Source organism: Mycobacterium sp. NGS66 (genome assembly GCF_059812225.1).
Window position 1 is genome coordinate 217,051 of the sequence record NZ_JCALCG010000007.1, and the last position, 26,032, is coordinate 243,082.

Here is a 26,032-nt window from a genome sequence, read left to right on the forward strand (position 1 = left end):
CGAAGCTATCCCGCGGGAGCGGGGGCTGGACCGGGCACCGGCGGCCCCTCCGGTTGTGGCGGGACCGGCTGCCCGGCCGGCGCGGGCCCGGGCGGTGCCGGAGGCTGATTCAAGATGAACGGAACGGGCAGCGATCGCAGGTTGCCCAGCTGAACGACCAGGTTGTAGGTACCTGGCCCGATCGCCGGGCGCGGCAGCGGGCAGTGCGGGGCCGAGCCCATCCCGGTCCACGTCACCGCGGTGGTCACTTGCTCGCCGGGGGTGAACGTCTTGATCAGCGTCTCGTTGGACGGCGCGCAGTCGAGGTTGGACCACAGCCGCTTGTTGTCCAGCGAGTACACGTACGCCGCAAGCACCGCGGCCCCAACGTCGCGTTTGCACGCGACCAGGCCGATGTTGGTGACGACCATGGTGAATTTCGGCTGGTCACCGATGAAGTACTGGGGGGCGTTGGTCAGGCCTTTGACCGCCAGCGTGGAATCGGGGCAGTCGTCGCCTTCCTTGAGCACCGGCGGCGGCTGTACCGCGGCGGTCGGCGTCGGGGACTCGGGGTTTTGCCCTTGGGGGGGCTGCCCTTGGGGCGGAGCCGCCGGCGGGCCGGCTTGCGGCGCGACGGACGGCGGCGCCTGCACCGCAGGCGACCCCGGGTGACTTTGCGCCGAGCCGGGTTTCTCGGCGGCGGCGGGTTTGGCCCCGGCGCTGTTGCTCACGAAGGCGATAATGGCCGCAACCGCGATCCCGACCACGACCACCACGATGCCCAGCGCCAGACCTCTGCGCCGCCAGTAAATCTCGGTGGGTAGCGGGCCACGCGGTTCCAGATCCAGCACATTCACACCGTAGGCCCAGGTCACGCATACTCGTTCGACCCGCCTCGGCGTGTCGCGAGGTTAGCTGAGGCCCGAAGAGAGCAAGCCGTGTTAGGGGGGGCGGGGTGCGACCGTAATCCAGTGCCGCGTCGAGATCTTCGCGGCCCGGCCGATGAACTCGGCGAGTTCAGCTCTGCGGCTCGTCTCCGATATCACCCACAGTGTGGACCAGCACCGCGCGCCCCTCGGCAAGGCGGTAGGTGACGCCCGCTATTGCCAGGGTGCCAGCCGCCACGCGCTCCGCGATGACTGTCGAACGCTCCATGAGCTGTGCGGCCGTCTCGCGTACATGCCGCGCCTCGAATTCGTCGACGCGGGTCAGCCCGTCTCGGCGGCCCAACAGAATCGTCGTGACAACCCGCTCTACCAGGTCCCGCACAAAACCGACTGGTATGTCACCGTCATCGAGCGCGCTCAGAGCGGCCTTGACGGCACCGCAGCTGTCATGGCCGAGAATCACAATCAGTGGTACGTCGAGGACAGCCACCGCGTACTCGAGGGATCCCAGGACAGCCGCATCGATGGCCTGACCGGCGGTGCGCACCACGAACATGTCGCCCAGGCCCTGGTCGAAGATCAGCTCGGCGGCCACACGGCTGTCAGCGCAGCCGAAGATCACCGCCGTCGGCTTCTGGCCGGCGGCCAGGCTGGCGCGATGGTCGACGCTCTGGCTCGGGTGCTGGGGCTTCCCGGCGACGAATCGCTCGTTACCCTCTTTGAGTGCTTTCCACGCGGTTACCGGATTGGTGTTGGGCATGGCCCACATTCTGCCGGAAACCGCGGTGACCGCCGTCGAACACATACCAGTCACCAATCTTGTCGACTGGTACCGCAGGTCCCGGCGTGATCTGCCGTGGCGCGATTCCGGCGTGAGCGCCTGGCAGATCCTGGTCAGTGAGTTCATGCTGCAGCAGACTCCGGTGTCGCGGGTGCTGCCGGTGTGGACGGATTGGGTGCGCCGTTGGCCCACAGCCTCGGCCACGGCCGCGGCAACGGCGGCCGATGTGCTGCGGGCCTGGGGGAAACTCGGCTATCCGAGGCGGGCCAAGCGTCTACACGAGTGCGCGACCGTGATCGCCCGCGATCACGACGACGTGGTTCCCGACGACGTCGAAACCCTACTGACCTTGCCCGGGGTGGGTAGCTACACCGCCCGGGCGATAGCGTGCTTCGCCTACCGACAACGGGTGCCGGTGGTGGACACCAACGTGCGCCGCGTGGTGGCTCGTGCCGTGCACGGCCGCGCCGACGCCGGGGCTGCGTCGACGGCGCGCGACCACGCCGACGTCTCGGCCCTGCTGCCGAATGACGCTGCAGCACCATTGTTTTCGGCGGCCTTGATGGAGTTGGGCGCTACCGTGTGCACCGCGCGGGCGCCCCGGTGCGGGTTGTGCCCGCTCGGTGATTGCGCGTGGCGGCGTGCCGGCTATCCACCCGCGGCCGGGCCGGCCCGACGTGTTCAGAGCTACGCGGGAACCGACCGCCAGGTCCGTGGGCGGCTGTTGGATGTGTTGCGGGCCAAGGACTCTCCGGTCAGTCGGGCCGAGCTTGACGTAGCGTGGCTGACCGATACCGCGCAACGCGACCGCGCGCTGTATTCACTGCTGGACGACGGACTGGTGACGCAGACCGCCGACGGGCGTTTCGCGCTGGCGGGCGAGGAGAGTTAGCCTGCGAGCAGACGCAAAATCCCCAATTCCGTTCCCGAATCGGGGATTTTGCGTCTGCTCGGCATCACAGCGTCGCCTCGAAAAAGGACTCGACCGCCTTCCGGTAAACCTGCGGCGCCTCGTCGTGCAGCAGATGGCCGACTTCCGGCACACGCAGATATGTTGTCGGGCAGTCGCTTTGGCTCATCGCAGCCATTTGACCGGGCGGGGTGACGGAATTACCGGCCTCGAGCAGCAGCGCGGGCGCCCGCACGGCACGCCACTGCTCCCAGTAGTCGCGGGTACCCCATTCGGCGGCGATCTCGATCCACCGCGAGGTGTGACCGTGCAGGCGCCAACCAGTGGCCGTGCGGTCGAAGGCTTCCAGAAAGTATCGCCCCGCGATGTCGCCGAATTCAGCGAATACTTGCTCCGCAGAATGGAATTCGACGGGAAGAGCATGCAACCACGGCTCCCAGGGGCCGGTGGTGCGGCCGCGGAAGTCCGGCGCCATGTCCTCCACTACGAGTGACGACACCAGTTCGGGCCGATCGGCAGCCAGACACCACGAGTGCAGCGCCCCCATCGAATGCCCGACCAGCCTGGCCGCCGCCCCCAGCGAGGCCACCGCATCGCCCAGATCGGCCACGAAGCGTTCGGTGCTGATCGGATGGGAATCGCACACGTCCCGGCCCCGATGCCACAGCGCGTCGTAGGTGTACACGCTGCCCAATCGGGCTAGCCACGGGATCTGACGCGACCAGGTCGTGCCCCGGCCCATCAGGCCGTGCACCAGCACCAATGGCTCGCCCTGTCCGCCGCGGAAGGTCAATAGGTCGCTGGGCATACCACAATCTTGCGTGACCAGATCTTGAGCGGGCCCGGCGGCACGGTAGCCTAACGACATGCCGCCAGTGGTGAAGATCAACGCTATAGAAGTACCTGCCGACGCTGGCCCCGAATTGGAGAAGCGATTCGCGCACCGGGCGCATGCGGTCGAGAACTCTCCCGGCTTCCTCGGCTTTCAGCTGTTGCGCCCAGTCAAAGGTGAGAACCGCTATTTCGTGGTGACGCACTGGGAGTCCGATGAAGCATTCCAGGCGTGGGCTACCGGCCCCGCCATCGAGGCCCATGCCGGCCACCGCGCCAATCCGGTGGCAACGGGCGCGTCATTGCTGGAATTCGAGGTTGTGCTTGACGTTGCCGGATCAGGTCAGGCGAAGTAGCCGACGCGCGGTACGACGCCGAGCAGTAGCGCTGAGCGCCGCCGCGCTATTAGTAGTCACCCTGGCGCCCGGCTGTGCGCCCTCGCCTGCCCCAGAGGCGAACGCGGCCAACGCGGGGCGACAGATCGACACCAGGACTCCAGTCGGCCTACGGGCCCAGCAAACCCTGGACATGCTCAACTCGGACTGGCCCATCGGCCCCGTCGGGGTTGGCACTCTTGCCGCCAAAGACGAAGTGGACATGGTTCGGACCGCCATGGAGGGGCTGTGGTGGGACCGTCCGTTCGCTCTCGCGGGCGTTGACATCGGCGCCAGCGTCGCCACCTTGCACCTGGTCTCCTCGTACGGGGCACGCCAGGACATCCGGATTCACACCGACGACGACAGGTGGGTCGACGGATTCACCGTCGAGACGCAGCCACCCTCGATCAAGTCATGGTCCGACATCGACGCCGTGCTGAGCAGGACCGGCGCACGGTACTCGTACCAAGTCGCCAGGGTCAACGATGGCGAGTGCGAGCGGGTAGCCGGCACCAACACCGGTGAATCACTGCCGCTGGCATCGATTTTCAAGTTGTACGTGCTGCATGCGCTGGCGGACGCGGTCAAGAACGGGACGGTGTCCTGGGATGATCAGCTGACCGTCACCGACAAGAGCAAGGCCGTGGGCTCCTCGGGTCTGGAACTGGCTCCGGGAGCACATGTTTCGGTTCGCACGGCCGCCGAGAAGATGATCGCCACCAGTGACAACATGGCCACCGACCTGCTGATCGAAAGGCTGGGCACCCGAGCCATCGAGCGTGCCCTGGTGACCGCCGGCCACCATGACCCCGCCAGCATGACGCCTTTCCCCACGATGTATGAGCTGTTCTCCGTCGGCTGGGGGCAACCGGATCTGCGCGGCCAATGGAAGCAGGCGTCGTCGCCGCAAGTTCGTGCCCAGCTGCTGCAACAGGCGAATTCGACGCCGTACCAACCTGATCCGACGCGCGCACATTCCCCGGCATCGATCTACAACGCGGAATGGTACGGCAGCGCCGAGGACATCTGCCGGATCCATACCACGCTGCAGGCCGACGCGGTGGGCCCAGCAGCGCCGGTTCGCAAGATCCTGGCCGCCGTGTCGGGTATCCAGCTGGATCGCAATGATTGGCCGTATATCGGCGCAAAAGCCGGCGGCCTGCCGGGCGATCTGACGTTCAGCTGGTATGCCGTCGACAAGACGCAGCAGCCGTGGGTGGTGAGCTTTCAACTGAACTGGCCGCGTGACCACGGACCGACAGTCACCGGATGGATGTTGCAGGTGGCCAAACAAGCATTCGCACTGGTGACTCCGCCGTAGGGTGGCCACAGATGTTATTGCGCAGACTCGGCCACCGCGGTACGGGCGCAATCCAGCGCGGCCCGGAAGGTATCCAGACACATCTGCGTTAATTCGGCTCGGGAGATCGTCTGCGACGCAACCCATTCCACACAGATGGCGCGGACGAAGACCAGCCACCCATGAACGGCGACGGCAGCGATCTCGCGTGCGTGCCCATGCAGACCAGTCGCATCGAGGATGCGCTGGGCCACCATCGCCAGCTCTTCGGCGATGATCGCCTGGATCACCGGATCCCCGGCGAGGGCACCGCGGTTCACCGTGAGCGCGTCGCGGGGATTGTCCACGAAGTACTGGATATGCGTGTCAAGCGCGGTGCGGAGTTGCTCGTCAGCAGAGCGGTCGCCGGCGGGTGCGGAACTGGCCAGTAGCTGATCGCTGGCGCGGCGAAAGATTGCCGTGTAGAAGTCGCGCTTGGTCGGAAAATAGCGATACAACAGCCTGCGAGTCACGCCCGCGCGGTCGGCGACGTCGTCCATCAGCACACTCTCGTACGGCTTTTCGGCAAACAGTGCGGCACCAATGTCCAGCAGCTGCTCCCGGCGCCGCTCGGGGCTGAGCCGTTGCCGAGTCATCCCTGCAGCTTACTTCACATGTATGAATTAGGAGTGGTAAGGTTTAGTGCACATGCGTGAACTAATGAAAGGACTTGCGATGGCCACTATCACTCGGCCGACGGTTCCGGGCTATGTGAATTGGGTCTTCAAACGGCTGCTGCGCTCCCCGCTGCATCGATTCGTCAGTCAGAACACGATGCTGCTGGCCTTCGCCGGCCGCAAAACCGGCAACCACTACGTTGCCGTGGTTCGCTACATTCGCCGCGACGACCTGGTCATTTGCTACACGGACAGTAAATGGTGGATCAACTTGCGCGGTGGTGCACCCGTCCAGATGCTGATCGCCGGTCGGAAAGTTAGAGGTATCGCGACGCCGGTCGAGGATCGCGCAACGGTGGCTGCGAGCTTGTGGGAGTTCCTGCAGACGACGCCCGGGGATGCAAAGTATTACGGAGTGCGCCGCAGCGCCGACGGCCGGCCTTGCGGCGACGATATCCGCAGAGCGGCCCAGTACACCGCGATGATCGAAATTCGGGTCCAGCCGTAGACGACGCCACACCAGTCCCTCAAGGCCCGACCACTAATTCTGCAGGTTGCTACCACCCGCGATATCGAACCGCCAGCCGCCACGCAAATCCTCACGCCAACCGCAGCGTCCAGCGCTGGTCGCGGAAGTGCAGGACGGAACGGCCGCCCGGTGCAATGTCAATGCGCCAGAACGACTTCGGCGCAGCGTCAAGCGCGACCAGGATCGCCGCCCGGATCACCGCTGGATGTGTGACCGCGACCGTCGGTAATGCATTGCCGGTCAACGACTTCAGCCATCCGGCGACCCGGTCGACCAGGCCGACGATCGACTCGCCGCCGTGCGGCGCCTCAGCCGGATCCGTCAACCACGTCCGCAGGTCGTGGGGCGCAACACTGCCCAGCGTTTCTCCACGCCAGCTCCCACAATCCAGGTCGGCCAGGCGCTGCTCGGTGACGGCTTGCAGACCCAACAGCTCCGCGGTTTGCCGGGCACGCCGCTCAGGTCCCGTCAGTTGGCATGCGTCCCTGGTGATTTCGAGACGTCCGACCTGACGACGTCCGATGTCATTGAGCGGCTCGTCGGCGGGGAAGCGGCCGGCCGCCATCGCCTCGGTCATCCCGTGCGAAACCAAGGTCAGCCGGAGAACCTCGGTCACGCCGCGATACTCGGGGTCCGTTCCGCTCGGCCATCCAGCAACCGGCCGGCGAGCGTCGCGAAAACCAGACCGATGCAGGCCCACAGCACGAGTTGGGTGGCCAGCGCCACCAAGCGGAACTCGTGGAGGACGTCAGCGGGGAAACCGGGATAGATGATCGCACCCGAAGCGTTGCGCAGCGGCTCGGGCGTCTCGTCCACCGTCGGCAACAACACCAGCACGACAGTGATCACCAGGAGGTAAAAACCCGCAGCGATCAGCCCGGCATTCCACAGACCGCCGAACAGGGCGGCGAGCCGCCGGGCCAGCCACACCGCAACGACCGCGAGCACCACAGATGTCAGCACAGCCGCCAGATACCACCCGGTGCGTGCTCCGACGGTATCCGACTGGCCCACCGCCGGCGGGTTGGGCGGGTACTTCACAAACGGCACCAGGTAGACGGTGACAAATGCCGCTGCCGCCAGCCACAATGAAAACACCCGTGGCCCAACGTCTCTCGCAGGATCCCCGGCGCGCCCGTAGACCAGGCAGAACGCCACCGCGAACAGCGCGCCCATGGCTATACCGAAAGCCAGCACTCCGAAGCCCAATCCAGCATTAGATTGCACACCGCGGCTGAACAATTCCGCACCGTGCTCGTGCACGCCGGTAGCATTCTCGGCATCGATTCGACCGTGCTCGAATTCGATGGCACGACCAATCACGGGCTCGGCGCACAGACGTGCGAATACAAAAGCCAGTATCGCTCCGACCGCACCCGCCAGCAGACCGCGGACGATCAGACGCTTCTCCACGTTCGGGGCGCCTTCTCTTGAAATCTGGCTCAGTGGCAGGGGAATCCGAGCAGATGCCGTGCGTCGTGCATAAATTCGTGCACGTGCGAGTCACCACCGAATACTGACACCGCACCCTGGTCGATGCCGACGAAATACAGCGCCAACAGCGCCAGGACGACGGTGGCCGCCAACCACAGCGCAGCGCTCGTCGCCGACAAATCCACCGCTGCGATCCTGCTGACCGCTGTCTCGCTCTTGGCCACTGGTGACTCCTTCTGGGATGTCGCGTCCCGCTTAGGCGTTGGTGACGAGCTTCGGGTCTGACTTTGGACAGTGGCGCGACCGTTCTGGAGTTTCACCAGATTCCGCTGCCCGTCTACAACATCCGACAGTCTAAACCGCCGGAGATGACAGCCGACAAGTGTCCCGGGCGTTCACTCTGCGGCTACGGCGCAGAAATGCGAGTGGGCATCGCCCTCAGCGCAGTATCAACGCCCTGATCGCACGCTACTTGCTGTGCGCTCCGGCCTTCGCCAGATCCGGCTCGGCCGGCGGCTTGCGGGTTCCGGTGAAGGTGAACACCGCATCTTCACCGGGGCTTTCGCCGTCCCAGTTGTCCACGTCGACCGTGACGATCTGGCCCGGTCCGACCTCCTCGAAGAGGATCTTCTCGGACAATTGGTCCTCGATCTCGCGCTGAATGGTGCGCCGCAGCGGACGCGCACCCAGCACCGGATCGAAGCCGCGCTTGGCCAGCAACGACTTGGCCTTGTCGGTCAGCTCCAGCGCCATGTCCTTGCTCTTGAGCTGGTTGGCAACTCGGCTGATCATCAGGTCGACCATCCGGATGATCTCGTCGCGAGTCAGCTGGTGGAAGACGATGATGTCGTCGATGCGGTTGAGGAACTCCGGCCGGAAGTGCTTCTTGAGCTCGTCGTTGACCTTCTGCTTCATCCGCTCGTAGTCGTTCACACCGCCACCCTGGGAGAAGCCCAGACCGACCGGTTTGGAGATGTCGGAGGTCCCGAGGTTGGACGTGAAGATCAGCACCGTGTTCTTGAAGTCCACCGTGCGGCCCTGCCCGTCGGTGAGCCGACCGTCCTCCAAGACCTGCAACAGGCTGTTGTAGATCTCCTGGTGTGCTTTTTCGATCTCGTCGAACAGCACCACGGAAAACGGCTTGCGCCGCACCTTCTCGGTGAGCTGGCCGCCCTCCTCATAGCCGACATATCCGGGTGGAGCACCGAACAGCCGCGACGCGGTGAACCGGTCGTGGAACTCGCCCATGTCGATCTGGATCAGCGCGTCGTCGTCGCCGAACAAGAAGTTCGCCAACGCCTTGGACAGCTCGGTCTTACCCACACCGGATGGGCCGGCGAAGATGAACGAACCCGACGGCCGCTTGGGGTCTTTCAGACCCGCGCGGGTGCGGCGGATCGCCTTGGACACCGCCTTGACGGCGTCCTCCTGACCGATGATCCGCTTGTGCAGCTCGTCCTCCATGCGCAGCAGACGCGTCGTCTCGGCCTCGGTGAGCTTGAACACCGGGATGCCGGTCCAGTTGCCCAGCACCTCGGCGATCTGCTCGTCGTCGACCTCGGCGACCACGTCGAGATCGCCTGACCGCCACTGCTTTTCGCGCTCGGCCCGCTGGGCGACCAGTTGCTTCTCGCGGTCGCGCAGGCTGGCGGCCTTCTCGAAGTCCTGCGCGTCGATCGCGGACTCCTTCTCGCGGCGGGCCTCGGCGATCTTCTCGTCGAACTCACGCAGGTCCGGCGGAGCCGTCATCCGGCGGATCCGCATCCGGGCACCCGCCTCGTCGATCAGGTCGATCGCCTTGTCCGGCAGGAACCGGTCGTTGATGTAGCGGTCCGCCAGGCTGGCGGCTGCGGTGATCGCCGAGTCGGTGATGGACACCCGGTGGTGTGCCTCGTAGCGGTCCCGCAGGCCCTTGAGGATCTCGATGGTGTGCTCCACCGTGGGCTCGCCCACCTGCACCGGCTGGAAGCGGCGTTCCAGCGCGGCGTCTTTCTCGATGTACTTGCGGTACTCGTCGAGTGTGGTGGCGCCGATGGTCTGCAGTTCGCCGCGGGCCAGCTTAGGCTTGAGGATGCTGGCCGCGTCGATCGCACCCTCGGCGGCGCCTGCCCCGACCAGCGTGTGCAGCTCGTCGATGAACAGGATGATGTCGCCGCGGGTGTTGATCTCCTTGAGCACCTTCTTCAGGCGTTCCTCGAAGTCACCGCGGTAGCGGCTGCCCGCCACCAGCGAGCCCAGGTCCAGCGTGTAGAGCTGCTTGTCTTTCAGCGTCTCGGGAACCTCGCCGTGCACGATGGCCTGCGCGAGTCCTTCGACGACGGCGGTCTTTCCGACGCCGGGCTCACCGATGAGCACCGGGTTGTTCTTGGTGCGCCGGGAGAGAACCTGCATCACCCGCTCGATTTCCTTCTCACGGCCGATGACCGGGTCCAGCTTGCCCTCCATCGCAGCAGCCGTGAGGTTGCGGCCGAACTGGTCGAGCACCAGCGACGTGGACGGACTGCCGGACTCGCCGCCCCGGCCTCCGGTGCCCGCTTCCGCGGCTTCCTTGCCCTGGTAGCCGGACAGCAACTGAATCACCTGCTGGCGCACCCGGGTCAGCTCGGCGCCCAGCTTCACCAGAACCTGGGCGGCCACACCCTCGCCCTCCCGGATGAGGCCCAGCAGGATGTGCTCGGTGCCGATGTAGTTGTGGCCGAGCTGCAGCGCCTCGCGCAGACTCAGCTCGAGAACCTTCTTGGCGCGCGGGGTGAAGGGAATGTGTCCTGAGGGCGCCTGCTGGCCCTGGCCGATGATCTCCTCGACTTGGCTGCGAACGCCTTCCAGCGAGATCCCCAGGGACTCCAGCGACTTGGCGGCGACGCCCTCACCTTCGTGGATCAGACCCAACAAGATGTGCTCGGTGCCGATGTAGTTGTGGTTGAGCATCCGGGCCTCTTCTTGCGCCAGGACGACGACCCTGCGGGCACGGTCGGTAAATCGTTCGAACATCGGTGGTTACCTGCTCTCCCTCACCATCGGTACAACCTCTATTACGGCCCCTTAGTGGCCCCTTCCGTCCCTCGGGCCGGAATTCGCGTACCTGCCGTCCACTGTAATGGTCGGCCTGCCAGGGTTCCTAACCTTGACGGCTCTGCAGAACTGAAGACGAACCCCCAAGAAGACATGCCGTACCTCCAGGAACGAGGAAAACCCCCAATTCGTTTCCCAAGTCGCCGACGAACGGTTCGCCGCCAGCGAAAGTGCCAAATGACTGACGCCCGGGCCACACGGCCCGGGCGTCGGTCTACAAGTCGTCAGGTAGCCGCGTGGAAGGCGTCGATGACGTCGGCCGGGATACGGCCGCGGGTCGACACGTTGTGGCCATTGCGACGGGCCCATTCCCGGATCGCCGCGCTCTGCTCGCGGTCGATCGCCCCACGCCCCCTAGTCGAGCCCGAACGTCCGCGCCGCCGTCCGCCGACTCGGCGGCCGGCCGCCACCCATTGCTTCAGGTCGTTGCGCAGTTTCGCCGCATTCTTGGAAGAAAGATCAATCTCATACGTCACCCCGTCAAGTCCGAATTCGACCGTTTCATCGGCGGCGCCCGCACCATCGAAATCATCGACCAAGGTGACGGTCACTTTTTTCGCCATTGGCTTACCCTCGCGTTTCTTCCTGTGCAGTTACTGTGCAGTTCGGATTGACTCCCCGTCACCAATCTGCCATACGAGTGCAGAATACTCAATCCGAGCACAAGACGCATAGTTCAGTTGGAGTGTGGCCGCACAATCGGGAACAAAACTGTGTCTCGAATTGACAGGCCGGTCAAAGACATCAACAACCGATCGATACCCATTCCGGTTCCCGTGCACGGCGGCATCGCGTACTCCAGCGCGGCAAGAAAATCTTCGTCAAGCGCCATCGCCTCGTCGTCACCCGCGGCCGCGGCGCGAGCTTGTTCGACGAATCTCTCGCGCTGTACAACCGGATCGGTCAATTCCGAGTAGCCAGTAGCCAGTTCGACGCCGCGCAAGTACAGATCCCACTTCTCGGTCACCCCTGCGACACTGCGATGCTGTCGGGTCAATGGCGTTGTCTCTACAGGAAAGTCCTTGACAAAGGTGGGGGCCGTGAGGGTCTTGCCCACCGAATGCTCCCATAGTTCCTCGACGAGTTTGCCGTGTCCGTAGCCCCGGTTCTGCGGGATCTCGACACCAAGCCGATCGGCTATCGCGCACAGCCGATCGACGGTGGTCTGCGGTGTGATCTCTTCGCCAAGTGCGGCCGACAGTGACGGATACATTTGTATCGACGCCCATTCTCCGTCTATGTCGTAGACACTCCCATCCGGCAGTGGGAGTTGTCTGGTACCGATCGCTTCGTCGGCTACCTCTTGAATAAGCTCGCGCGTGACGACTGCCGAATCGTCATAGGTTCCATAGCTCTGGTACGTCTCGAGCATGGAAAATTCTGGTGAATGCGTGGAATCGGCACCTTCGTTTCGGAACACGCGATTAAGTTCGAAGACCTTGTCGAAACCACCGACGACGCAGCGCTTGAGGAACAGTTCCGGTGCGATCCTCAGGTAGAGATCGATGTCCAGCGCATTGGAATGCGTGATGAACGGGCGAGCCGCCGCGCCGCCGGCCAGCGTCTGCAACATAGGCGTCTCGACTTCCAGGAAGCCGCGCCGTTCCAGCGCATTTCTAATGGCACGGACAACCGCGATGCGCTGCCGGGCCACCGTGCGCGCCTGCGGTCGCACGATGAGGTCGACGTAGCGCTGCCGAACGCGTGACTCTTCGCTCAACTCCTTGTGCGCGACGGGCAGCGGGCGCAATGACTTGGACGCCATCTGCCAGGAGTCGGCCAACACGGACAGTTCGCCGCGTCGTGAGCTGATCACATTGCCGTGGACGTAGACGATGTCGCCCAGATCGACATCGGCCTTCCAGTCGTCGAGGGCTTTCTGACCGACCTTGTCCAGGCTGATCATCACCTGCAGCTGGGTGCCGTCGCCGTCCTGAAGTGTCGCAAAACACAATTTTCCGGAATTGCGGGCAAACATGACCCGGCCAGCGACTCCGACTATGTCGTCAGTCGCCGTGTCGCTCGGCAAATCGGGGTAGGCGGCGCGAATCTCAGCCAGGGTATGGGTGCGTCCCACCTGGACGGGGTAAGGCTCACGCCCTTCCGCCAACAGTTGAGCGCGCTTGTCCCGACGGATTCGCAGCTGCTCGGGCAGGTCGGGTTCGGCTGAGCTCACGACGTGCCAGCTTAAATCAACTCGTCCGGGCGGGTCAGCCAGCCTGCGGCGACGGCAAGCCGCTCAGCGGGCCGTCTTCAATCGGCCGCGCTGGGCGTCCCTGTTGCGTTCGAAGACCAGCTGCAGCCCACGCAGGGTGAGGTGCTGGTCGTAGTGGTCGACGGTGTGCAACTCCGGTAGCAGCAACGGTGCGGTGTGCCCGGTCGCCACCACCGCGACCTTGTCACCCAGGTCGGGGGAGAAGCCCTCCACGTCCTCGCGGATACGCCCGACCAGGCCGTCGACCAGACCGGCGAAGCCGAACACCGCACCCGCCTGCATGCATTCGACGGTGTTCTTGCCGACCACCGAACGGGGTCGGGCCAGTTCGACCCGGCGCAGCGCGGCGGATCGGGCCGCCGCGGCGTCCGACGACACCTGGACCCCGGGCGCGATGGCGCCGCCCAGGAACTCGCCTTTGGCGGACACCACATCCACGCAGATCGACGATCCGAAGTCGACGACGATGGCGGCGCTGTTGAACCGGTGGAATGCGGCAAGGCAGTTCACGATCCGGTCGGCGCCCACTTCCTTCGGGTTGTCGACCAGCAGGGGAATCCCGGTGCGCACACCCGGCTCGATCAGCACGTGCGGCACCGACGGCCAGTACTGGTCGAGCATCACCCGCACCTCATGCAGCACCGAGGGCACCGTCGACAACGCGGCCGCACCGGTGAGCCGCTCGGAGTCGTCGCCGATCAGCCCGTCGATGGTCAGCGCCAGCTCGTCGGCGGTCACTTCGGACTCAGTGCGAATCCGCCACTGCTGCAAGACTTTTGCGTGCTCTTTGGTCCCACTCAGCAGGCCGACGACGGTGTGCGTGTTGCGGACGTCGATCGCCAGCAGCACGACTACCGCGCACCGATCCGCGGGTTCAACAGCTCCGCAGCGTCAGCAGGCACGAAAGCGGGGTCGTGGCCCAGGTCGATCTGCCTGTTCTGGGCATCGACGAACACGATCCGCGGCCGGTAGGCCCGCGCCTCGGCATCCTCCATGGTCCCGTATGCGATCAGGATCACCAGATCCCCCGGATGAACGAGATGTGCTGCCGCACCGTTGATTCCGATCACGCCGCTACCCCGCTCACCGGTAATCGCATACGTGACCAGCCGAGCGCCGTTGTCGATGTCGACGATGGTCACCTGTTCACCCTCGAGCAGGTCCGCGGCGTCCATCAAGTCGGCGTCGATGGTGACCGATCCCACGTAGTGCAGGTCGGCTTGGGTCACCGTGGCGCGGTGGATCTTGGACTTCAGCATTGTTCGTAACATCAGTTCCTCCAAGGTGATTCGTCATATTGGCGCTGGGCGTCCAGCCCGTCGGTACCGGCGACAGCGCCAATGTGGATATCGATGTTGTCGAGCAGCCTGGTGCTGCCAAGCCGGGCGGCGACCAGCAGCCGGCCCACGCCGCTGACCGGCGGCGGCCCGAGTTCGGGATTGCGCAATTGCAAATAGTCGACGGTGAGGCCGGGCACGGCGTCCAGCACCGCGCGCGCCGCCTCCAGTGCGGCCTGCCCACCGGCCGCCGCGGCATGTGCCCCTGCGGTCAATGCCGCCGACAGGGCACCGGCGACTTGGCGCTGGGCAGAGTCGAGGTAGCGGTTGCGTGACGACATGGCCAGCCCGTCGCCTTCCCGGACCGTCGGCACCCCAACGACCTGCACGTCGAGGTTGAGGTCGGCGACCATCTGCCGAATCAGCACCAGCTGCTGGTAGTCCTTTTCACCGAAGAACACCCGGTCGGGACGCACGATTTGCAGCAGCTTGAGCACCACGGTCAGCACGCCGGTGAAATGCGTTGGGCGCGACCGCCCCTCGAGCTCGGCGGCCAGTGGCCCGGGTTGCACGGTGGTGCGCAGACCGTCGGGATACATCGCGCCGGCCGTCGGCGCGAACACTATCTCGACGCCTTCGCCGCGTAGCAATGCCAGGTCGTCGTCGAGGGTGCGGGGGTACGCGTCGAGGTCTTCGCCGGCCCCGAATTGCAGCGGGTTGACGAAGATCGACACCACGACCACCGACCCCGGTACCCGTTTGGCCGCGCGAACGAGGGACAGGTGCCCGTCGTGCAATGCACCCATGGTGGGCACCAGCATGATTCGGCGACCGGTATGCCGCAGCGCGCGGCTGACGTCGGTGACGTCGCGGGGTGTGGAGTAGACGTTGAGCTCGCGGGGTTTGAAGGCCGGCGGCCGGATTGCCTTGGTCATGCCGTCAGCACCTCGACCACGTCGCCGGCTGCGTGGGCGCGTAGCGCGGTCCGCAGAGCGTTGACTCGATACGCCTCGGTCAGTTCGGGGTCGACCCGCTCCAGCGCGGCCAGATGGCCGGCGACGGCGGCGGCATCACCGCGGGCCACCGGGCCGGTCAGGGCGGCCTGGCCGCGCTGCAGGGTGTTCTCCAGCGCTGCCCGGGCCAGCGGCCCGACGATTCGTTCGGCGAGGCCACCGGGCTGGTCGTCGACACTTTGTTGGCCCAGCAACTCGCTGCCGCGCAGGGCCGCGCGCAATGCCTCGAGCGCATCGGCCAACACCGTCACCACGTGGTTGCTGGCGTGGGCCAGCGCGGCGTGATAGAGGACACGGGCCTGTTCCCGGACGCAGAACGGCTCGCCGCCCATCTCCAGCACCAACGACTGGGCGATCGCATGTCCCACGTCGTCGGCCGCGGTGATCCCAAAGCAGGTGTCCGGCAACCGGCTGATGTCCTCGTCGGAGCCGGTGAAGGTCATCGCGGGATGGATGGCGAGCGGGATGCAGTCCGGTGTCAGCGGCTCGAGGATCGCGATCCCGTTGACGCCGGAAGTGTGCGCGACGATCGTCCCCGGCCGAACGGCCGACGTGGCGGCCAAGCCGGATACCAGGCCGGCGAGCTCGCTGTCCGGCACCGCCAGCAGCAGCAGCTCGGCGTTGGCCGCGACCTCGGGCGGCGGCAGCACGGGGGTGTCGGGGAGCCGACGCTGCGCCCGCACGCGCGACGCGTGGGAGATGGCGCTGCACGCAACGACGACGTGGTCGGCGCGTTCCAGCGCGACACCCAGCGCGCTGCCCACCCGGCCGGCCGAGATGATTCCCACCTTGAGCCTGGCCGGGCGCAATCCGTCGAACTGCACCATCGCAGCGACCTCGCAAAATGTCCTGGTTACGTTCCAGTCCCCTATTCGAAAGCGAGCCAGGGGTACCGGACGGTCAGGAAAGACTGTAGTCGAAAACTGGCGCCGGACCCAGTTCAGCCGTCACGGCGGCGCCGTCGACCACCACCCGACGGCTCGACCTGCAGCCGTGCCAGCAGTTCGGCGACCGACTGTCCACCGCTCGGCGGGGCTGCTTCGTCGTCCTGCGCCAGCGGGTCGGCGCCGCGGTGCCGAGGGGACGGCTCGGCAGGCGGCGGTGGGGCCAGCCGCGGCGGCGGGGCTGGGGCGGCAGGTGGCGGGGTGGCAGCGGTCGGTGGGGACCCGGGCTCGCTCATGGCCGGGCGGCCCGTGGCTCCGGCACCGGTAACACCCCCGAAGTCGCGGTTTTCGGCGGCATGCCGCGAACGCGCCCGACGACCGGATTCGCCGCGGGCTTGGGTCGGGTCGGCTTGCAGGGGTGCGCCGGCGGAAAACTCCTCAGCGGTGGAATGCCGGGCGCGGCGGCCCGATGGCGCGGCAGGTGGCGCAGCGGCAGCGTCGACGCCCGCCCAGTTGCTGCCAGGTGCGCCCGATGGCAGCCATTGCCCGCCGGCGGGAGCCGGCTGCCAATCTTGCCGTGGCGCTTGCGGGTACGGTTCCGGCTGCGGCGGCGGTGGCTGGGGCGGTTGCCGGGGCGGGACGCGCGGCTCTGGCGGTGGTGGCGTGGCCTCGTAGTGCGGCCTGGCATCGCGCGGCGGGGTCGTCGGCCGGGGCGCCACCAAGGGCTCCTCGGGCACGTCGATGATCGACGCTTCGTCGGGACGGGCGGCGCTGTCCTCACGGTTGTCCCGGCGCACCGACGCGACGCGATCGCTGGTGACCCAGTCGACGGGTGCCGCCTTGCCGTTGCGACCCCAGTCGCCGTAGGCCTCGGCAGCGTCCGCCTCACCTGGCTGTGGATTCTCCAGCGCCCGCCGCTGCTGGAGGTCCGTGTCGAACAGGATCTCCAAGCTGGTCCGCAACGCGGCCAGCTCGGCCCGCAGCGCCGCCACGTCATCGGCGGCCTGGGCACGCAGCTCGCTGGCCAGTTCGCGGCGCAGCTGCGACTCCACGGTCAATTCGTATTCGCGGCGCGCCGATATCTCCCGATCCAGTTGCAGGTCGTAGACCAACTTCAGGTCACGCACTCGGGACTGGTCGGCGTCGGCTTGTCGGCGGTAGAGCACCGACACGAACGCGCCGGCGATGGCGGCCCACAGCGCCAGGATCACAGCGAGCTTGAGAAGTTCCACGCGGTTGGTGAAAACCAGTGCGGAACTGGCTCCCATCACGAGAACCAGCAACACCGTCAAGAGCACCCACCCCGGCCTGCGACCGCCGCGCCGACTACGGGCGCCGCGGGACAGAACGGTCATGGCCGTACTGTACCTGGGCGAGGTCAGACCGCGTGTCGCGCGAGTCCGGCGATTCGTTGGCCGGCGTTCGCAAAAGCTGCAACTTCGGGCCGAAAAGGCGGCTTTTGCGTCTCGCGGCCGCGCTCCCGGCTAGGTTTCGGCGCCATCTGGGTGCTGGCTCGGATCCTGCGGCGATTTGCAGCAATGCTGCAGCCACAGGGCGGCGACCACCAACGCCAGCGCGCTCACTGCGGCCACGACGGCGCCCGGGGTGTCCTCGGCCGCGGCCCGCAGCCATGACCGTCGCGGTAGCAGATACACCAGCACCGCGACCCACCACCCCAACACCAGCGCACCCACCCAGGCCGATGCCTTGGCGACCACCACGCTGCGCGCCACGGATAGCGGATGCAGCCAACCGGGACCGTCGCCGATCTCGCCGTTGCTGATCTTGGTTCGCACGTAGCGGGCCCACAATGCCTCGGCCGCGGCCACCGCCAGCAGCGACGACCCCGTCCACACCGTGATCGGCGGAAACCACCGGTACAGCAGCAGCACCAACAGGTAACCCAGGATCGCAGCACCGATTACCGCTGCCGTCAGGTCGCGTCTCCTGGTCGGTCCCATCAGTGCAGCGCCAGTCCGGTCAACCGAACGCCCTCCCGGTCGGCCGGCGCCAAGTCGGCCAGCAAGCGGGCGACGGGCGTCGGTCCCGCGGCCACGGTCAGCTGTGCGCCGGGGTCGACGTCCAGCCACGGGATCATCACGAAGGCGCGCAGGTGGGCCAGCGGGTGCGGCAACGTCAGGTTGTTCTCGCGGGAAAGCACTTCAACGGGCCCATCCGGGCCAGTCCGATAGCAGGCGATCAGGTCCACATCCAGGGTGCGGGGGCCCCAGCGTTCGCCACGGACCCGGCCCGCCGCCTGCTCCAAGTCCTGGGCCCGGCGTAACCAGCTCTGCCCGTCGCAGGTCGGATCGTCGGCGATCAGCACCGCGTTGAGGAACGCGGCCTGGTCCACGCGCCCCCACGGCGCCGTCTCATAAACCGGCGAGACGGCTTGCACGGACTCGCCGAGCGCGTCCACGACCGACTGCAGCCTGGCCAGCCGGTCGCCCAGGTTGGAACCGATGGACAGCACCACGGAGGTCATATGCGCCGCTCCTCCTCATCGCTTCGTCCCCCTCGCCGCTGCGCGGCTGGGGGTACCCCCACTGCATCGTCGCCGGCGCGAGTCATACGGCCCCGCCCGCCGGAATCACCGAGCCGCGTCCGCCGCGCCGTGACCGTCGCACCACGACGGCCACATCGGTGAACTGCCGCGGGATAGGAGCTTGCGGCTTGTGCACCACGACCTCGACGGCGTGCACGCGTGGGTCGTTCATCACCTGGTCGGCGATCTGGGACCCGACGGTTTCGATAAGTTTGCGTGGCGGCCCGGCCACCACACCGGCCGCCAGCTCGGCCAGCGCTGCGTAGTCGTAGGTGTCGGCAAGGTCGTCGCTGGCGGCGGCGTCGGCCAGGTCGATCCATACCGTGATATCGACGACGAAGTCCTGCCCTGTCGCGCGTTCATGTTCGAAGACTCCGTGGCGGCCATGAACTGTCAAGCCGCGCAATTCGATTCGGTCAGCCATCGCCCCAGCTCAGTGTTCGGTGTCGGGTTGGGGCTGCGTCCAGGCCGCGACGACCTTCAGGGCGTCGACGGTGGCTCGCACGTCGTGCACCCGAACACCCCAGGCTCCGTGCAGGGCGGCCAATGCCGAGATCACCGCGGTCGCCGTCGCACGCCCGTCGGGGGGTCGCACCATTCCGTCGGGTCCGGCCAGCAGCCTGCCGAGGAACCGTTTGCGGGAAGCGCCCAGCAGCACCGGGATGCCGGTGGCCACCAATTCCGGCAGCGCCCGCAGCAGAGCCCAATTGTGTTGTGCGGTCTTGGCGAATCCCAGTCCGGGGTCGATGATCAGGTTCGCCGGATCGACGCCGGCCGCAACCGCGTCGTCGACACCCGCAACCAGCTCGGCGCGCACTTCGGCCACCACGTCGCGGTATTGCGGCGCCTCGTGCGGACGCTCCGCCGAGGTAGGTCGCCAATGCATCAGCACCCAAGGAACTCCGGCTTCGGCCACTAGCGGAGCCATCGCGGAATCGGCCCGGCCACCGGAAACGTCGTTGACCATCCGTGCCCCGCTCTCCAGCGCCGCCCGCGCAACCTCGGCACGCGTGGTGTCGATGCTGACGGTAATGCCTTGCGCGGCAAGCTCTTTGACTACCGGGACCACTCGGGAGGCCTCGACTCGCGGGTCGACACGAACAGCTCCGGGTCGGGTCGACTCGCCTCCGACGTCGACGATCCCCGCGCCCTCGGCCGTCATCGCCACACCATGCCGGACGGCGTCGTCGACGTCGAGATAGCGCCCACCGTCGGAGAACGAGTCGTCGGTGACGTTCAGAACCCCCATAACCTGCAAGGCGCGCCGACTCACTTACGCAGGATGAGGTCGAGCGCTTCGGCTCGAGAAGCGGCGGACGTCTTGAACTGACCACGCACCGCCGATGTCGTCGTAATCGCACCGGGCTTGCGGACGCCGCGCATCGCCATGCACAAGTGCTCGGCCTCGACGACGACGATCACGCCACGCGGGTCGAGTCGGTTAACCAGAGCGTCGGCGATCTGGCTGGTGAGCCGCTCCTGCACCTGCGGGCGCTTGGCGTAGAGGTCTACCAGCCGGGCGATCTTGGACAGACCGGTCACTCTGCCGTCGTCCCCGGGGATGTACCCGACGTGGGCCACGCCGTGGAAAGACACCAGGTGGTGTTCGCAGGTGGAGTACAGCGGGATCTCCTTGACGATCACCATCTCGTCGTGGTCTTCGTCGAACGTGGTGTTCAGCACTGTGTCGGGGTCGGTATAGAGACCGGCGAACATCTCCCGATATGCCCGAGCGACCCGGGCCGGGGTCTCCTGCAGGCCGTTTCGGTCGGGATCCTCGCCGATGGCGCAGAGCAACTCGCGGATCGCGGCCTCAGCGCGTGGCTGGTCGAAAACCCTTATGCGCCTGGTGGCAGCGCGGGAATCCGGCAGGGCCATCGAGTCCTCCGTTCGTCAGCCATGGGCCGGTGGGTTGGACCGGCTCACATCCTCGTCTTCGTCAGGAGACTTCTCGGCCTCGCGAGCGGGCTGATCCGGCGGCGGGTAGGGCGGATAGGGCGAGTACGACGGCTGGGTCTGCCCAGGTTGAGTCGGCTGGCCGGGATAACCATGTGCCGGCTGCCAGTTGGGCGGCGGTGCGGTGGGGGGGTACCAGCTGCCGCGCGACTGCTGCGGCGGCCATCCTGGCGCATGCCAGCCGGCCGGGGCGCCGTAGTCGGGCTGGGTAGGGCCGTTAGGCGGCGCGCCCTGACCGTAGCCGCCGGGGGAACCGTTGGCGCCGTGGCCGGCGCCTCCGCCGTCCGAGGCACCCGACTGCGCCACCTGCGCCTCCGCGGCCGCGTTGGCGCGTGCGATGGCCGCCTTGAAGGCCGGCTCGGGCACCGGCGGGGGCCAGGGCTCGCCGCGCTCGATCGCCAGCTCGCCCGGGGTCTTGATCGGCGGCTTGTCCGACGGAACCCGGCCGCCGAAGTCGTCGAACATGGTCAGCCGGGGCCGCTTTTCGACGTCGGCGAAGATCGCTTCCAGTTCGGGCCGGTGCAGCGTCTCCTTTTCCAGCAGCTCCCCGGCCAGCGTGTCGAGCACGTCGCGGTATTCGGTCAGGATCTCCCACGCTTCGGTGTGCGCCGCCTCGATCAGCTTGCGCACCTCTTCGTCGATTTCGCGGGCGACCTCGTGGGAGTAGTCCGACTGAGTGCCCATCGAGCGGCCCAGGAATGGGTCGCCGTGTTCGGTGCCGTACTTGACCGCGCCCAGGCGGGCGCTCATGCCGTACTCGGTGACCATCGCCCGGGCTACTTTGGTGGCCTGCTCGATGTCCGAGACCGCGCCGGTGGTCGGCTCGCGGAACACCAGCTCCTCGGCGGCGCGCCCGCCCATCGCGAAAACCAGCTGAGCGATCATCTCGGAGCGGGTCCGCAGCCCCTTGTCCTCCTCCGGCACCGCGACCGCATGCCCGCCGGTACGTCCGCGGGCCAGGATCGTCACCTTGTACACCGGGTCGATGTCGGGCATCGCCCAAGCCGCCAGGGTGTGGCCGCCCTCGTGGTAAGCGGTGATCTTCTTTTCCTGCTCGCTGATGATCCGGCCCTTGCGGCGGGGGCCGCCGATCACCCGGTCCACTGCCTCCTCCAGCGCAGGGCCGGTGATGACTGTGCCGTTCTCCCGGGCGGTCAGCAGCGCGGCCTCGTTGATGACGTTGGCCAGGTCGGCGCCGGTCATGCCGACGGTCCGCTTGGCCAGGCCGTCCAAGTCGGCGTCGGGACCGATCGGCTTGCCCTTGGAGTGCACCCTCAAGACGGCCCGGCGACCGGCCAGGTCGGGGTTGGATACCGGGATTTGGCGGTCGAAGCGACCGGGCCGCAATAACGCGGGGTCCAGGATGTCGGGCCGGTTGGTGGCCGCGATGAGGATCACGCCGGCGCGGTCGCCGAAACCGTCCATCTCGACAAGCAGCTGGTTGAGGGTCTGCTCGCGCTCGTCGTGACCGCCGCCCAGGCCGGCGCCTCGTTGCCGGCCAACCGCGTCGATCTCGTCGACGAAGATGATGCACGGGCTGTTCTGCTTGGCCTGCTCGAACAGGTCACGCACCCGGGAGGCGCCGACGCCGACGAACATCTCGACGAAGTCGGACCCGGAGATGGTGAAGAACGGGACGCCCGCTTCGCCGGCGACGGCGCGAGCCAGCAGCGTCTTGCCGGTTCCCGGCGGCCCGTACAGCAGGACGCCCTTGGGGATCTTGGCGCCCAGCGCCTGGTACCTGCTGGGATTCTGCAGGAAGTCCTTGATCTCGTAGAGCTCCTCGACCGCCTCGTCGACGCCGGCCACGTCGGCGAATGTGGTCTTCGGCATGTCCTTGTTCAGCATCTTGGCGCGCGATTTGCCGAAGCCGAAGCCCATTCGGGCGCCGCCCTGCATGCGGGAGAACATCACGAACAGGCCGACCAGTAACAACAGTGGAAGCACATACACCAGCAGCTCGCCCAGGATGCTGCCTTCGTTGACGACGGTGCTGACCTTCGCGTTCTTCGCGTTGAGGGCTTTGAACAGGTCGACGGCGTATCCGGTGGGGTATTTGGTGATGACCTTGTCTTTGTTGTCGGTGTCGCCGTTGCCCTGCTTCAACGTCAATCGCAGCTGTTGCTCGCGGTCGTCGATCTGGGCGCTCTTGACGTTGTCGTTGTTGATCTGGGCCATCGCCACCGAGGTGTCGACGGGCTGGTAACCGCGGGTGTCGTCGCTGAAGTAAAAGAACGACCAGCCGAGCACCACCACGACAGCGATTGCCGTGACGGTGCGGAGCAAGTTTTTCCGGTTCATCAATCATCGGCCTTGTCGGCCAGGTTCCTTCCCCGATTGCGCGCAGCTAGAAAAGTCCAGGTTACCCTCGCGGCGATCGCCAGCTCCGGCGGAGCCGGGGCGCCGCGGGTCGCCGCCATCGGACGCGCGGCGATCGCCAGCTCCGGCGGAGCCGGGGCGCCGCGGGTCGCCGCCATCGGCCTCGCGGCGATCGCCAGCTCCGGCGGAGCCGGGGCGCCGCGGGTCGCCGCCATCGGACGCGCGGCGATCGCCAGCTCCGGCGGAGCCGGGGCGCCGCGGGTCGCCGCCATCGGACGCGCGGCGATCGCCAGCTCCGGCGGAGCCGGGGCGCCGCGGGCCGATCGTGCGCGACCTAGACCGAGTCCAGCTCCACCTCGCGTGTCTCCCGCATGACCAGCAGCGCGATCAGGGTGAGGGTAGCGACCACCGCCAGGTACGCACCTACCCAACCGACACCGTGCCGATGCACGATCCAGGTGGCGATAAAAGGCAAAATCGCGGCGCCCAGGATGGACGCGAAGTTGTAGGCGATGCCGCTGCCGGTATATCTGACATTGGTCGGGAACAGTTCCGGCAGCACCGCGCTCATGGGGCCAAATGTCAGGCCCATCAATGTCATTCCCACAATTAGGAACGCCAGCATCGAGCCGACGGTGGTGGAAGCCGGATCCAGCAGGTAGCCGAAGCCCGCCCCGAACAAGATGATCGCCGCCGTGACGGCCAGAAGCACAACACGGCGACCGTAGCGGTCGGCAAGCCATCCCGATACCGGCACGAAGATGGCAAATGGGCACACGGCCACTAGCTGCATCGCCAGGAAGTCGGTGTAAGGGATGTGCAGCTTCACCCCACTGACGTCCACCACCTTGCCGGTGCCGTAGGACACCACCCAGGTGGTCAGCAGGTAGAACAACGCATAAGTGGCGAGCATCACGCAGGTACCGATGATCAGCGGGCGCCACGCCGTGCGGAACACCTGTCGCACGGGCGCTTTGAGCCGCTTCCCCTCCGCGACGGCCCGGGCGAACACCGGTGTCTCGGACAGCCGCAGCCGCACGTACAGACCGACGATCACCATCACCGAAGACAGCAGGAACGGCACCCGCCACCCCCACGTGAAAAAAGCGTGGCTGCCGGTCTTCGAGTTAGCGTCGAAGTGCTGGGCCAACATGATCAGCCAGAACATCCCGTTGGCCACCAAGAAGCCGACCGGAGCGCCCAGCTGCGGCCACATCGCCGCCCACGCCCGCTTGCCTTTGGCTGCGGTCTCGGTAGCCAACAAGGCCGCGCCCGACCACTCCCCGCCCAGACCCAGCCCCTGGGCGAACCGCAGCACCGCGAGCAGTGCGGGCGCGATATCTCCGACCCGCTCATAGGTGGGCAGGAACCCGATCAGGAAGGTCGCGATCCCCATGGTGAACAACGAGCCCACCAGCGTCGCCTTGCGCCCGATCCGATCACCGAAGTGCCCGAAAACGATTGAGCCCAGCGGCCGCGCCGCGAACGCCAGGCCGAAGGTGGCGAACGATTTGAGCAACGCTGCCGTCGGATCGCCCTGGGGAAAGAACAGCGCCGGGAACACGAGTACGGCAGCCGTGGCATAGATGTAGAAGTCGAAGAATTCGATCGTGGTACCGACCATGGTGGCGACGACGATCCGCCGGCGATTCACGTCGGGAGCCTCATCGAGCTTTGCGTCGGCGGTTCGCGGTGAAGCCTGTCGGTAGGCGACAGGTGCGACGCGACGCGGGGAATCCTCAGCCATTGCACCGCCCCGTGTTTCGCGACTCCAAAGAGTCACGAAAAGCTGTGCACCGCAACATGTACCGCGCATCACGTGGTGAGCGGTACGGCATCAAACGCTGGTCGTGAACGGGTCTCATTGCCTGGCCTGGTCCACGCGGTAACGCATCGGCAAATGCTATCGAGTTGTCGGCGCTACGGGTCGGGATCGGACTACCCGAATCACGCCGGGCAATCGCAACGCGCTACTTGCGATCCGAGGCCTTCGCGCAACGACTACGCGATCGCGCAGTTCGGCCCGATTCAGTGGACAGCCGCGATCCTGGGTGCGTAGTCGCCGCACGCCATCGAGTAGTCCGCTCGATGGCCGAGGCGAATTGCAGGTAGTGCGGCACGGGCCCAAAACGAACTTGGCGGAGTGAGGATTTGCACAGGGGTCGCGCCCCGGGATCACTCAAGAACGCCAGGCTCACCCGGCCCAGGGAAAGAACACCATGATGGGGAGCAGTTTTCGATCGCAAGCCGCGATCGTCGGGTCCGCTGCCGCCGTGGCGGCCGCGCTCAGCGTCGCCGTGGCGCCCGCCGCGCACGCCGATCGGTGGGGCGCCTGTGCCGTTCCGAGTGACCCGCAAAAGTCGGATATGACGGCCTGTCTGCGCGGCGGCTATGACAGCCGGGATTACGCCGCACGGCAGGCGACGTCGATGTGCAACATCAATAGGGACCGCCAATGCCGCGTGTTGGTCACCTACACAGATTGCGGTGCGGTCGCCCTTGCCGAAAACCAATGGGGCGGGGGTACTGGCCCCACCAAACAGGCAGCGGAGCAAGCGGCCCTGAACAATCTGCAGGTGCCCGGCGGCAAGATCGTTACGTCAGCGTGTATCAACTGAAATCTCGTGCCGCCTAGCCGGCCCGAGCTAAGGAAGGAATCCTGGTGGTACGGAACAGTTTTCGAACGGGAGCAGCGATCTGGGCCGTCGGCTCCGCACTGGCATTTGCGGTGAGCGCCGCCGTCGCGCCCAGTGCATACGCCGACGATTTAGGCAAAGGAGCTATCGCCACCGGGCCGAACGGCCATTGGGCGATGGCATGGGGACAGCCCAACGAGTCGGAAGCTCAACGCCTGGCGAAAGATAATTGCGGCTCCGCGTGCAACGTCGTACTGACCTTCGCCTCCTGCGGTGCACTGGTCAGAAAAGGCAATGACTTCTATACGGCGGAGGGCCCCACTCGATCGGAAGCGGAATCGAACGCCCGCCGCCAGAGTGCCGGCGGCACGTACGTCCTCTCGGCGTGCAACGAGGGAGTCCGGCGAGTCGGTGACAACCGGGGCTGACCG

General features: G+C 66.5%; 29 protein-coding genes and 1 pseudogene. 6 read left to right on the forward strand and 24 right to left on the reverse strand.

The window, feature by feature from the left end:
• Positions 1-5 precede the first annotated feature (5 nt).
• Both AC5Y2L_RS15765 and AC5Y2L_RS15770 read right to left on the reverse strand, forming a co-directional pair.
• Positions 6-830 (reverse strand): hypothetical protein, encoded by an 825-nt coding sequence (locus tag AC5Y2L_RS15765; protein WP_499935465.1) that lies wholly within the window; start codon positions 828-830, stop codon positions 6-8.
• 166 nt (positions 831-996) lie between these two features.
• The gene (locus AC5Y2L_RS15770; RefSeq protein WP_499935352.1) at positions 997-1,626 is read right to left on the reverse strand and encodes a carbonic anhydrase; all 630 of its coding nucleotides are present in this window, start codon (positions 1,624-1,626) and stop codon (positions 997-999) included.
• On the opposite strand from AC5Y2L_RS15770, the gene AC5Y2L_RS15775 reads away from it, so the two are divergent.
• Entirely contained in the window at positions 1,625-2,539 is a 915-nt protein-coding gene (locus AC5Y2L_RS15775; RefSeq protein WP_499935354.1) for an iron-sulfur binding domain-containing protein, read from the forward strand. The genes AC5Y2L_RS15770 and AC5Y2L_RS15775 overlap by 2 nt on opposite strands.
• A 64-nt stretch (positions 2,540-2,603) precedes the next feature.
• Here AC5Y2L_RS15775 and AC5Y2L_RS15780 read toward each other — a convergent pair whose 3' ends face one another.
• Positions 2,604-3,365, reverse strand: a complete 762-nt coding sequence (locus tag AC5Y2L_RS15780; protein ID WP_499935356.1) for an alpha/beta fold hydrolase — start codon at positions 3,363-3,365, stop codon at positions 2,604-2,606.
• Positions 3,366-3,423: 58 nt separating this feature from the next.
• Here AC5Y2L_RS15780 and mhuD point away from each other — a divergent pair, with 58 nt between their 5' ends.
• Both mhuD and AC5Y2L_RS15790 read left to right on the forward strand, forming a co-directional pair.
• Positions 3,424-3,744: a mycobilin-forming heme oxygenase MhuD gene (gene mhuD, locus AC5Y2L_RS15785; RefSeq protein WP_499935358.1), complete on the forward strand. Its 321-nt coding sequence runs from the start codon at positions 3,424-3,426 to the stop codon at positions 3,742-3,744.
• Positions 3,707-5,086, forward strand: coding sequence for a serine hydrolase (locus tag AC5Y2L_RS15790; RefSeq protein ID WP_499935359.1), 1,380 nt, complete (start codon positions 3,707-3,709; stop codon positions 5,084-5,086). Before mhuD ends, AC5Y2L_RS15790 begins: the two co-directional genes overlap by 38 nt.
• 14 nt (positions 5,087-5,100) lie before the next feature.
• Here AC5Y2L_RS15790 and AC5Y2L_RS15795 read toward each other — a convergent pair whose 3' ends face one another.
• Entirely contained in the window at positions 5,101-5,700 is a 600-nt protein-coding gene (locus AC5Y2L_RS15795) for a TetR/AcrR family transcriptional regulator (protein WP_499935361.1), read from the reverse strand.
• A 79-nt stretch (positions 5,701-5,779) separates the two neighbouring features.
• Here AC5Y2L_RS15795 and AC5Y2L_RS15800 point away from each other — a divergent pair, with 79 nt between their 5' ends.
• Positions 5,780-6,229, forward strand: a complete 450-nt coding sequence (locus tag AC5Y2L_RS15800) for a PNPOx family protein (protein ID WP_499935362.1) — start codon at positions 5,780-5,782, stop codon at positions 6,227-6,229.
• Between the two features lie 91 nt (positions 6,230-6,320).
• Here the strand turns inward: AC5Y2L_RS15800 and AC5Y2L_RS15805 are convergent, their stop codons facing one another.
• From AC5Y2L_RS15805 to AC5Y2L_RS15900, 20 genes and pseudogenes are all read right to left on the reverse strand, one after another.
• The gene (locus tag AC5Y2L_RS15805) at positions 6,321-6,866 is read right to left on the reverse strand and encodes a histidine phosphatase family protein (protein ID WP_499935363.1); all 546 of its coding nucleotides are present in this window, start codon (positions 6,864-6,866) and stop codon (positions 6,321-6,323) included.
• Entirely contained in the window at positions 6,863-7,663 is an 801-nt protein-coding gene (locus tag AC5Y2L_RS15810; RefSeq protein WP_499935365.1) for a CbtA family protein, read from the reverse strand. The genes AC5Y2L_RS15805 and AC5Y2L_RS15810 overlap by 4 nt, the downstream gene beginning before the upstream one ends.
• 29 nt (positions 7,664-7,692) lie before the next feature.
• A complete protein-coding gene (locus AC5Y2L_RS15815; protein ID WP_499935367.1) occupies positions 7,693-7,908 on the reverse strand; it encodes a CbtB domain-containing protein in 216 nt (71 codons plus the stop codon).
• Between the two features lie 244 nt (positions 7,909-8,152).
• Positions 8,153-10,675 (reverse strand): ATP-dependent protease ATP-binding subunit ClpC, encoded by a 2,523-nt coding sequence (gene clpC1 / locus AC5Y2L_RS15820; RefSeq protein WP_499935369.1) that lies wholly within the window; start codon positions 10,673-10,675, stop codon positions 8,153-8,155.
• A 305-nt stretch (positions 10,676-10,980) separates the two neighbouring features.
• Positions 10,981-11,319, reverse strand: a complete 339-nt coding sequence (lsr2, locus tag AC5Y2L_RS15825; protein ID WP_067240756.1) for a histone-like nucleoid-structuring protein Lsr2 — start codon at positions 11,317-11,319, stop codon at positions 10,981-10,983.
• A 113-nt stretch (positions 11,320-11,432) separates the two neighbouring features.
• Complete coding sequence (gene lysS, locus AC5Y2L_RS15830) at positions 11,433-12,932, reverse strand: lysine--tRNA ligase (RefSeq protein ID WP_499935371.1); 1,500 nt, start codon at positions 12,930-12,932, stop codon at positions 11,433-11,435.
• Positions 12,933-12,995: 63 nt separating this feature from the next.
• A complete protein-coding gene (locus tag AC5Y2L_RS15835; protein WP_499935373.1) occupies positions 12,996-13,820 on the reverse strand; it encodes a type III pantothenate kinase in 825 nt (274 codons plus the stop codon).
• 2 nt (positions 13,821-13,822) lie between these two features.
• On the reverse strand, positions 13,823-14,242 hold the full coding sequence (gene panD / locus AC5Y2L_RS15840) for an aspartate 1-decarboxylase (protein ID WP_499935375.1): 420 nt from the start codon (positions 14,240-14,242) through the stop codon (positions 13,823-13,825).
• Positions 14,242-15,171, reverse strand: a complete 930-nt coding sequence (gene panC / locus AC5Y2L_RS15845) for a pantoate--beta-alanine ligase (protein WP_499935466.1) — start codon at positions 15,169-15,171, stop codon at positions 14,242-14,244. Before panC ends, panD begins: the two co-directional genes overlap by 1 nt.
• Before the next feature lie 8 nt (positions 15,172-15,179).
• A complete protein-coding gene (locus AC5Y2L_RS15850) occupies positions 15,180-16,088 on the reverse strand; it encodes a Rossmann-like and DUF2520 domain-containing protein (RefSeq protein WP_499935377.1) in 909 nt (302 codons plus the stop codon).
• 113 nt (positions 16,089-16,201) lie between these two features.
• Positions 16,202-17,500, reverse strand: coding sequence for a DUF6779 domain-containing protein (locus AC5Y2L_RS15855; protein WP_499935379.1), 1,299 nt, complete (start codon positions 17,498-17,500; stop codon positions 16,202-16,204).
• A gap of 129 nt (positions 17,501-17,629) precedes the next feature.
• Positions 17,630-18,106 carry a DUF3180 domain-containing protein gene (locus tag AC5Y2L_RS15860; RefSeq protein ID WP_499935381.1) on the reverse strand — a complete coding sequence of 159 codons (477 nt, stop codon included), beginning with the start codon at positions 18,104-18,106 and terminating at the stop codon, positions 17,630-17,632.
• Positions 18,106-18,630, reverse strand: coding sequence for a 2-amino-4-hydroxy-6-hydroxymethyldihydropteridine diphosphokinase (gene folK / locus AC5Y2L_RS15865; protein ID WP_499935382.1), 525 nt, complete (start codon positions 18,628-18,630; stop codon positions 18,106-18,108). The genes AC5Y2L_RS15860 and folK overlap by 1 nt, the downstream gene beginning before the upstream one ends.
• Positions 18,627-18,710, reverse strand: a pseudogene (locus tag AC5Y2L_RS15870) (hypothetical protein); the annotation flags it as partial. The pseudogene AC5Y2L_RS15870 and the gene folK, both read right to left, overlap by 4 nt.
• Positions 18,711-18,712: 2 nt before the next feature.
• Positions 18,713-19,114 carry a dihydroneopterin aldolase gene (folB, locus tag AC5Y2L_RS15875; RefSeq protein ID WP_499935384.1) on the reverse strand — a complete coding sequence of 134 codons (402 nt, stop codon included), beginning with the start codon at positions 19,112-19,114 and terminating at the stop codon, positions 18,713-18,715.
• A 9-nt stretch (positions 19,115-19,123) separates the two neighbouring features.
• Positions 19,124-19,939, reverse strand: a complete 816-nt coding sequence (folP, locus tag AC5Y2L_RS15880) for a dihydropteroate synthase (RefSeq protein ID WP_499935468.1) — start codon at positions 19,937-19,939, stop codon at positions 19,124-19,126.
• A gap of 20 nt (positions 19,940-19,959) precedes the next feature.
• The gene (gene folE / locus AC5Y2L_RS15885) at positions 19,960-20,568 is read right to left on the reverse strand and encodes a GTP cyclohydrolase I FolE (protein ID WP_499935385.1); all 609 of its coding nucleotides are present in this window, start codon (positions 20,566-20,568) and stop codon (positions 19,960-19,962) included.
• A gap of 15 nt (positions 20,569-20,583) precedes the next feature.
• Positions 20,584-22,947 carry an ATP-dependent zinc metalloprotease FtsH gene (ftsH, locus tag AC5Y2L_RS15890; RefSeq protein ID WP_499935387.1) on the reverse strand — a complete coding sequence of 788 codons (2,364 nt, stop codon included), beginning with the start codon at positions 22,945-22,947 and terminating at the stop codon, positions 20,584-20,586.
• A complete protein-coding gene (locus AC5Y2L_RS15895; RefSeq protein ID WP_499944130.1) occupies positions 22,947-23,237 on the reverse strand; it encodes a hypothetical protein in 291 nt (96 codons plus the stop codon). Before AC5Y2L_RS15895 ends, ftsH begins: the two co-directional genes overlap by 1 nt.
• Positions 23,238-23,299: 62 nt before the next feature.
• On the reverse strand, positions 23,300-24,712 hold the full coding sequence (locus AC5Y2L_RS15900) for an MFS transporter (protein ID WP_499935389.1): 1,413 nt from the start codon (positions 24,710-24,712) through the stop codon (positions 23,300-23,302).
• Positions 24,713-25,184: 472 nt separating this feature from the next.
• On the opposite strand from AC5Y2L_RS15900, the gene AC5Y2L_RS15905 reads away from it, so the two are divergent.
• Both AC5Y2L_RS15905 and AC5Y2L_RS15910 read left to right on the forward strand, forming a co-directional pair.
• Positions 25,185-25,583: a DUF4189 domain-containing protein gene (locus AC5Y2L_RS15905; protein ID WP_499935390.1), complete on the forward strand. Its 399-nt coding sequence runs from the start codon at positions 25,185-25,187 to the stop codon at positions 25,581-25,583.
• 110 nt (positions 25,584-25,693) lie between these two features.
• On the forward strand, positions 25,694-26,029 hold the full coding sequence (locus AC5Y2L_RS15910; protein WP_499935392.1) for a DUF4189 domain-containing protein: 336 nt from the start codon (positions 25,694-25,696) through the stop codon (positions 26,027-26,029).
• The last annotated feature ends 3 nt before the right edge of the window (positions 26,030-26,032 follow it).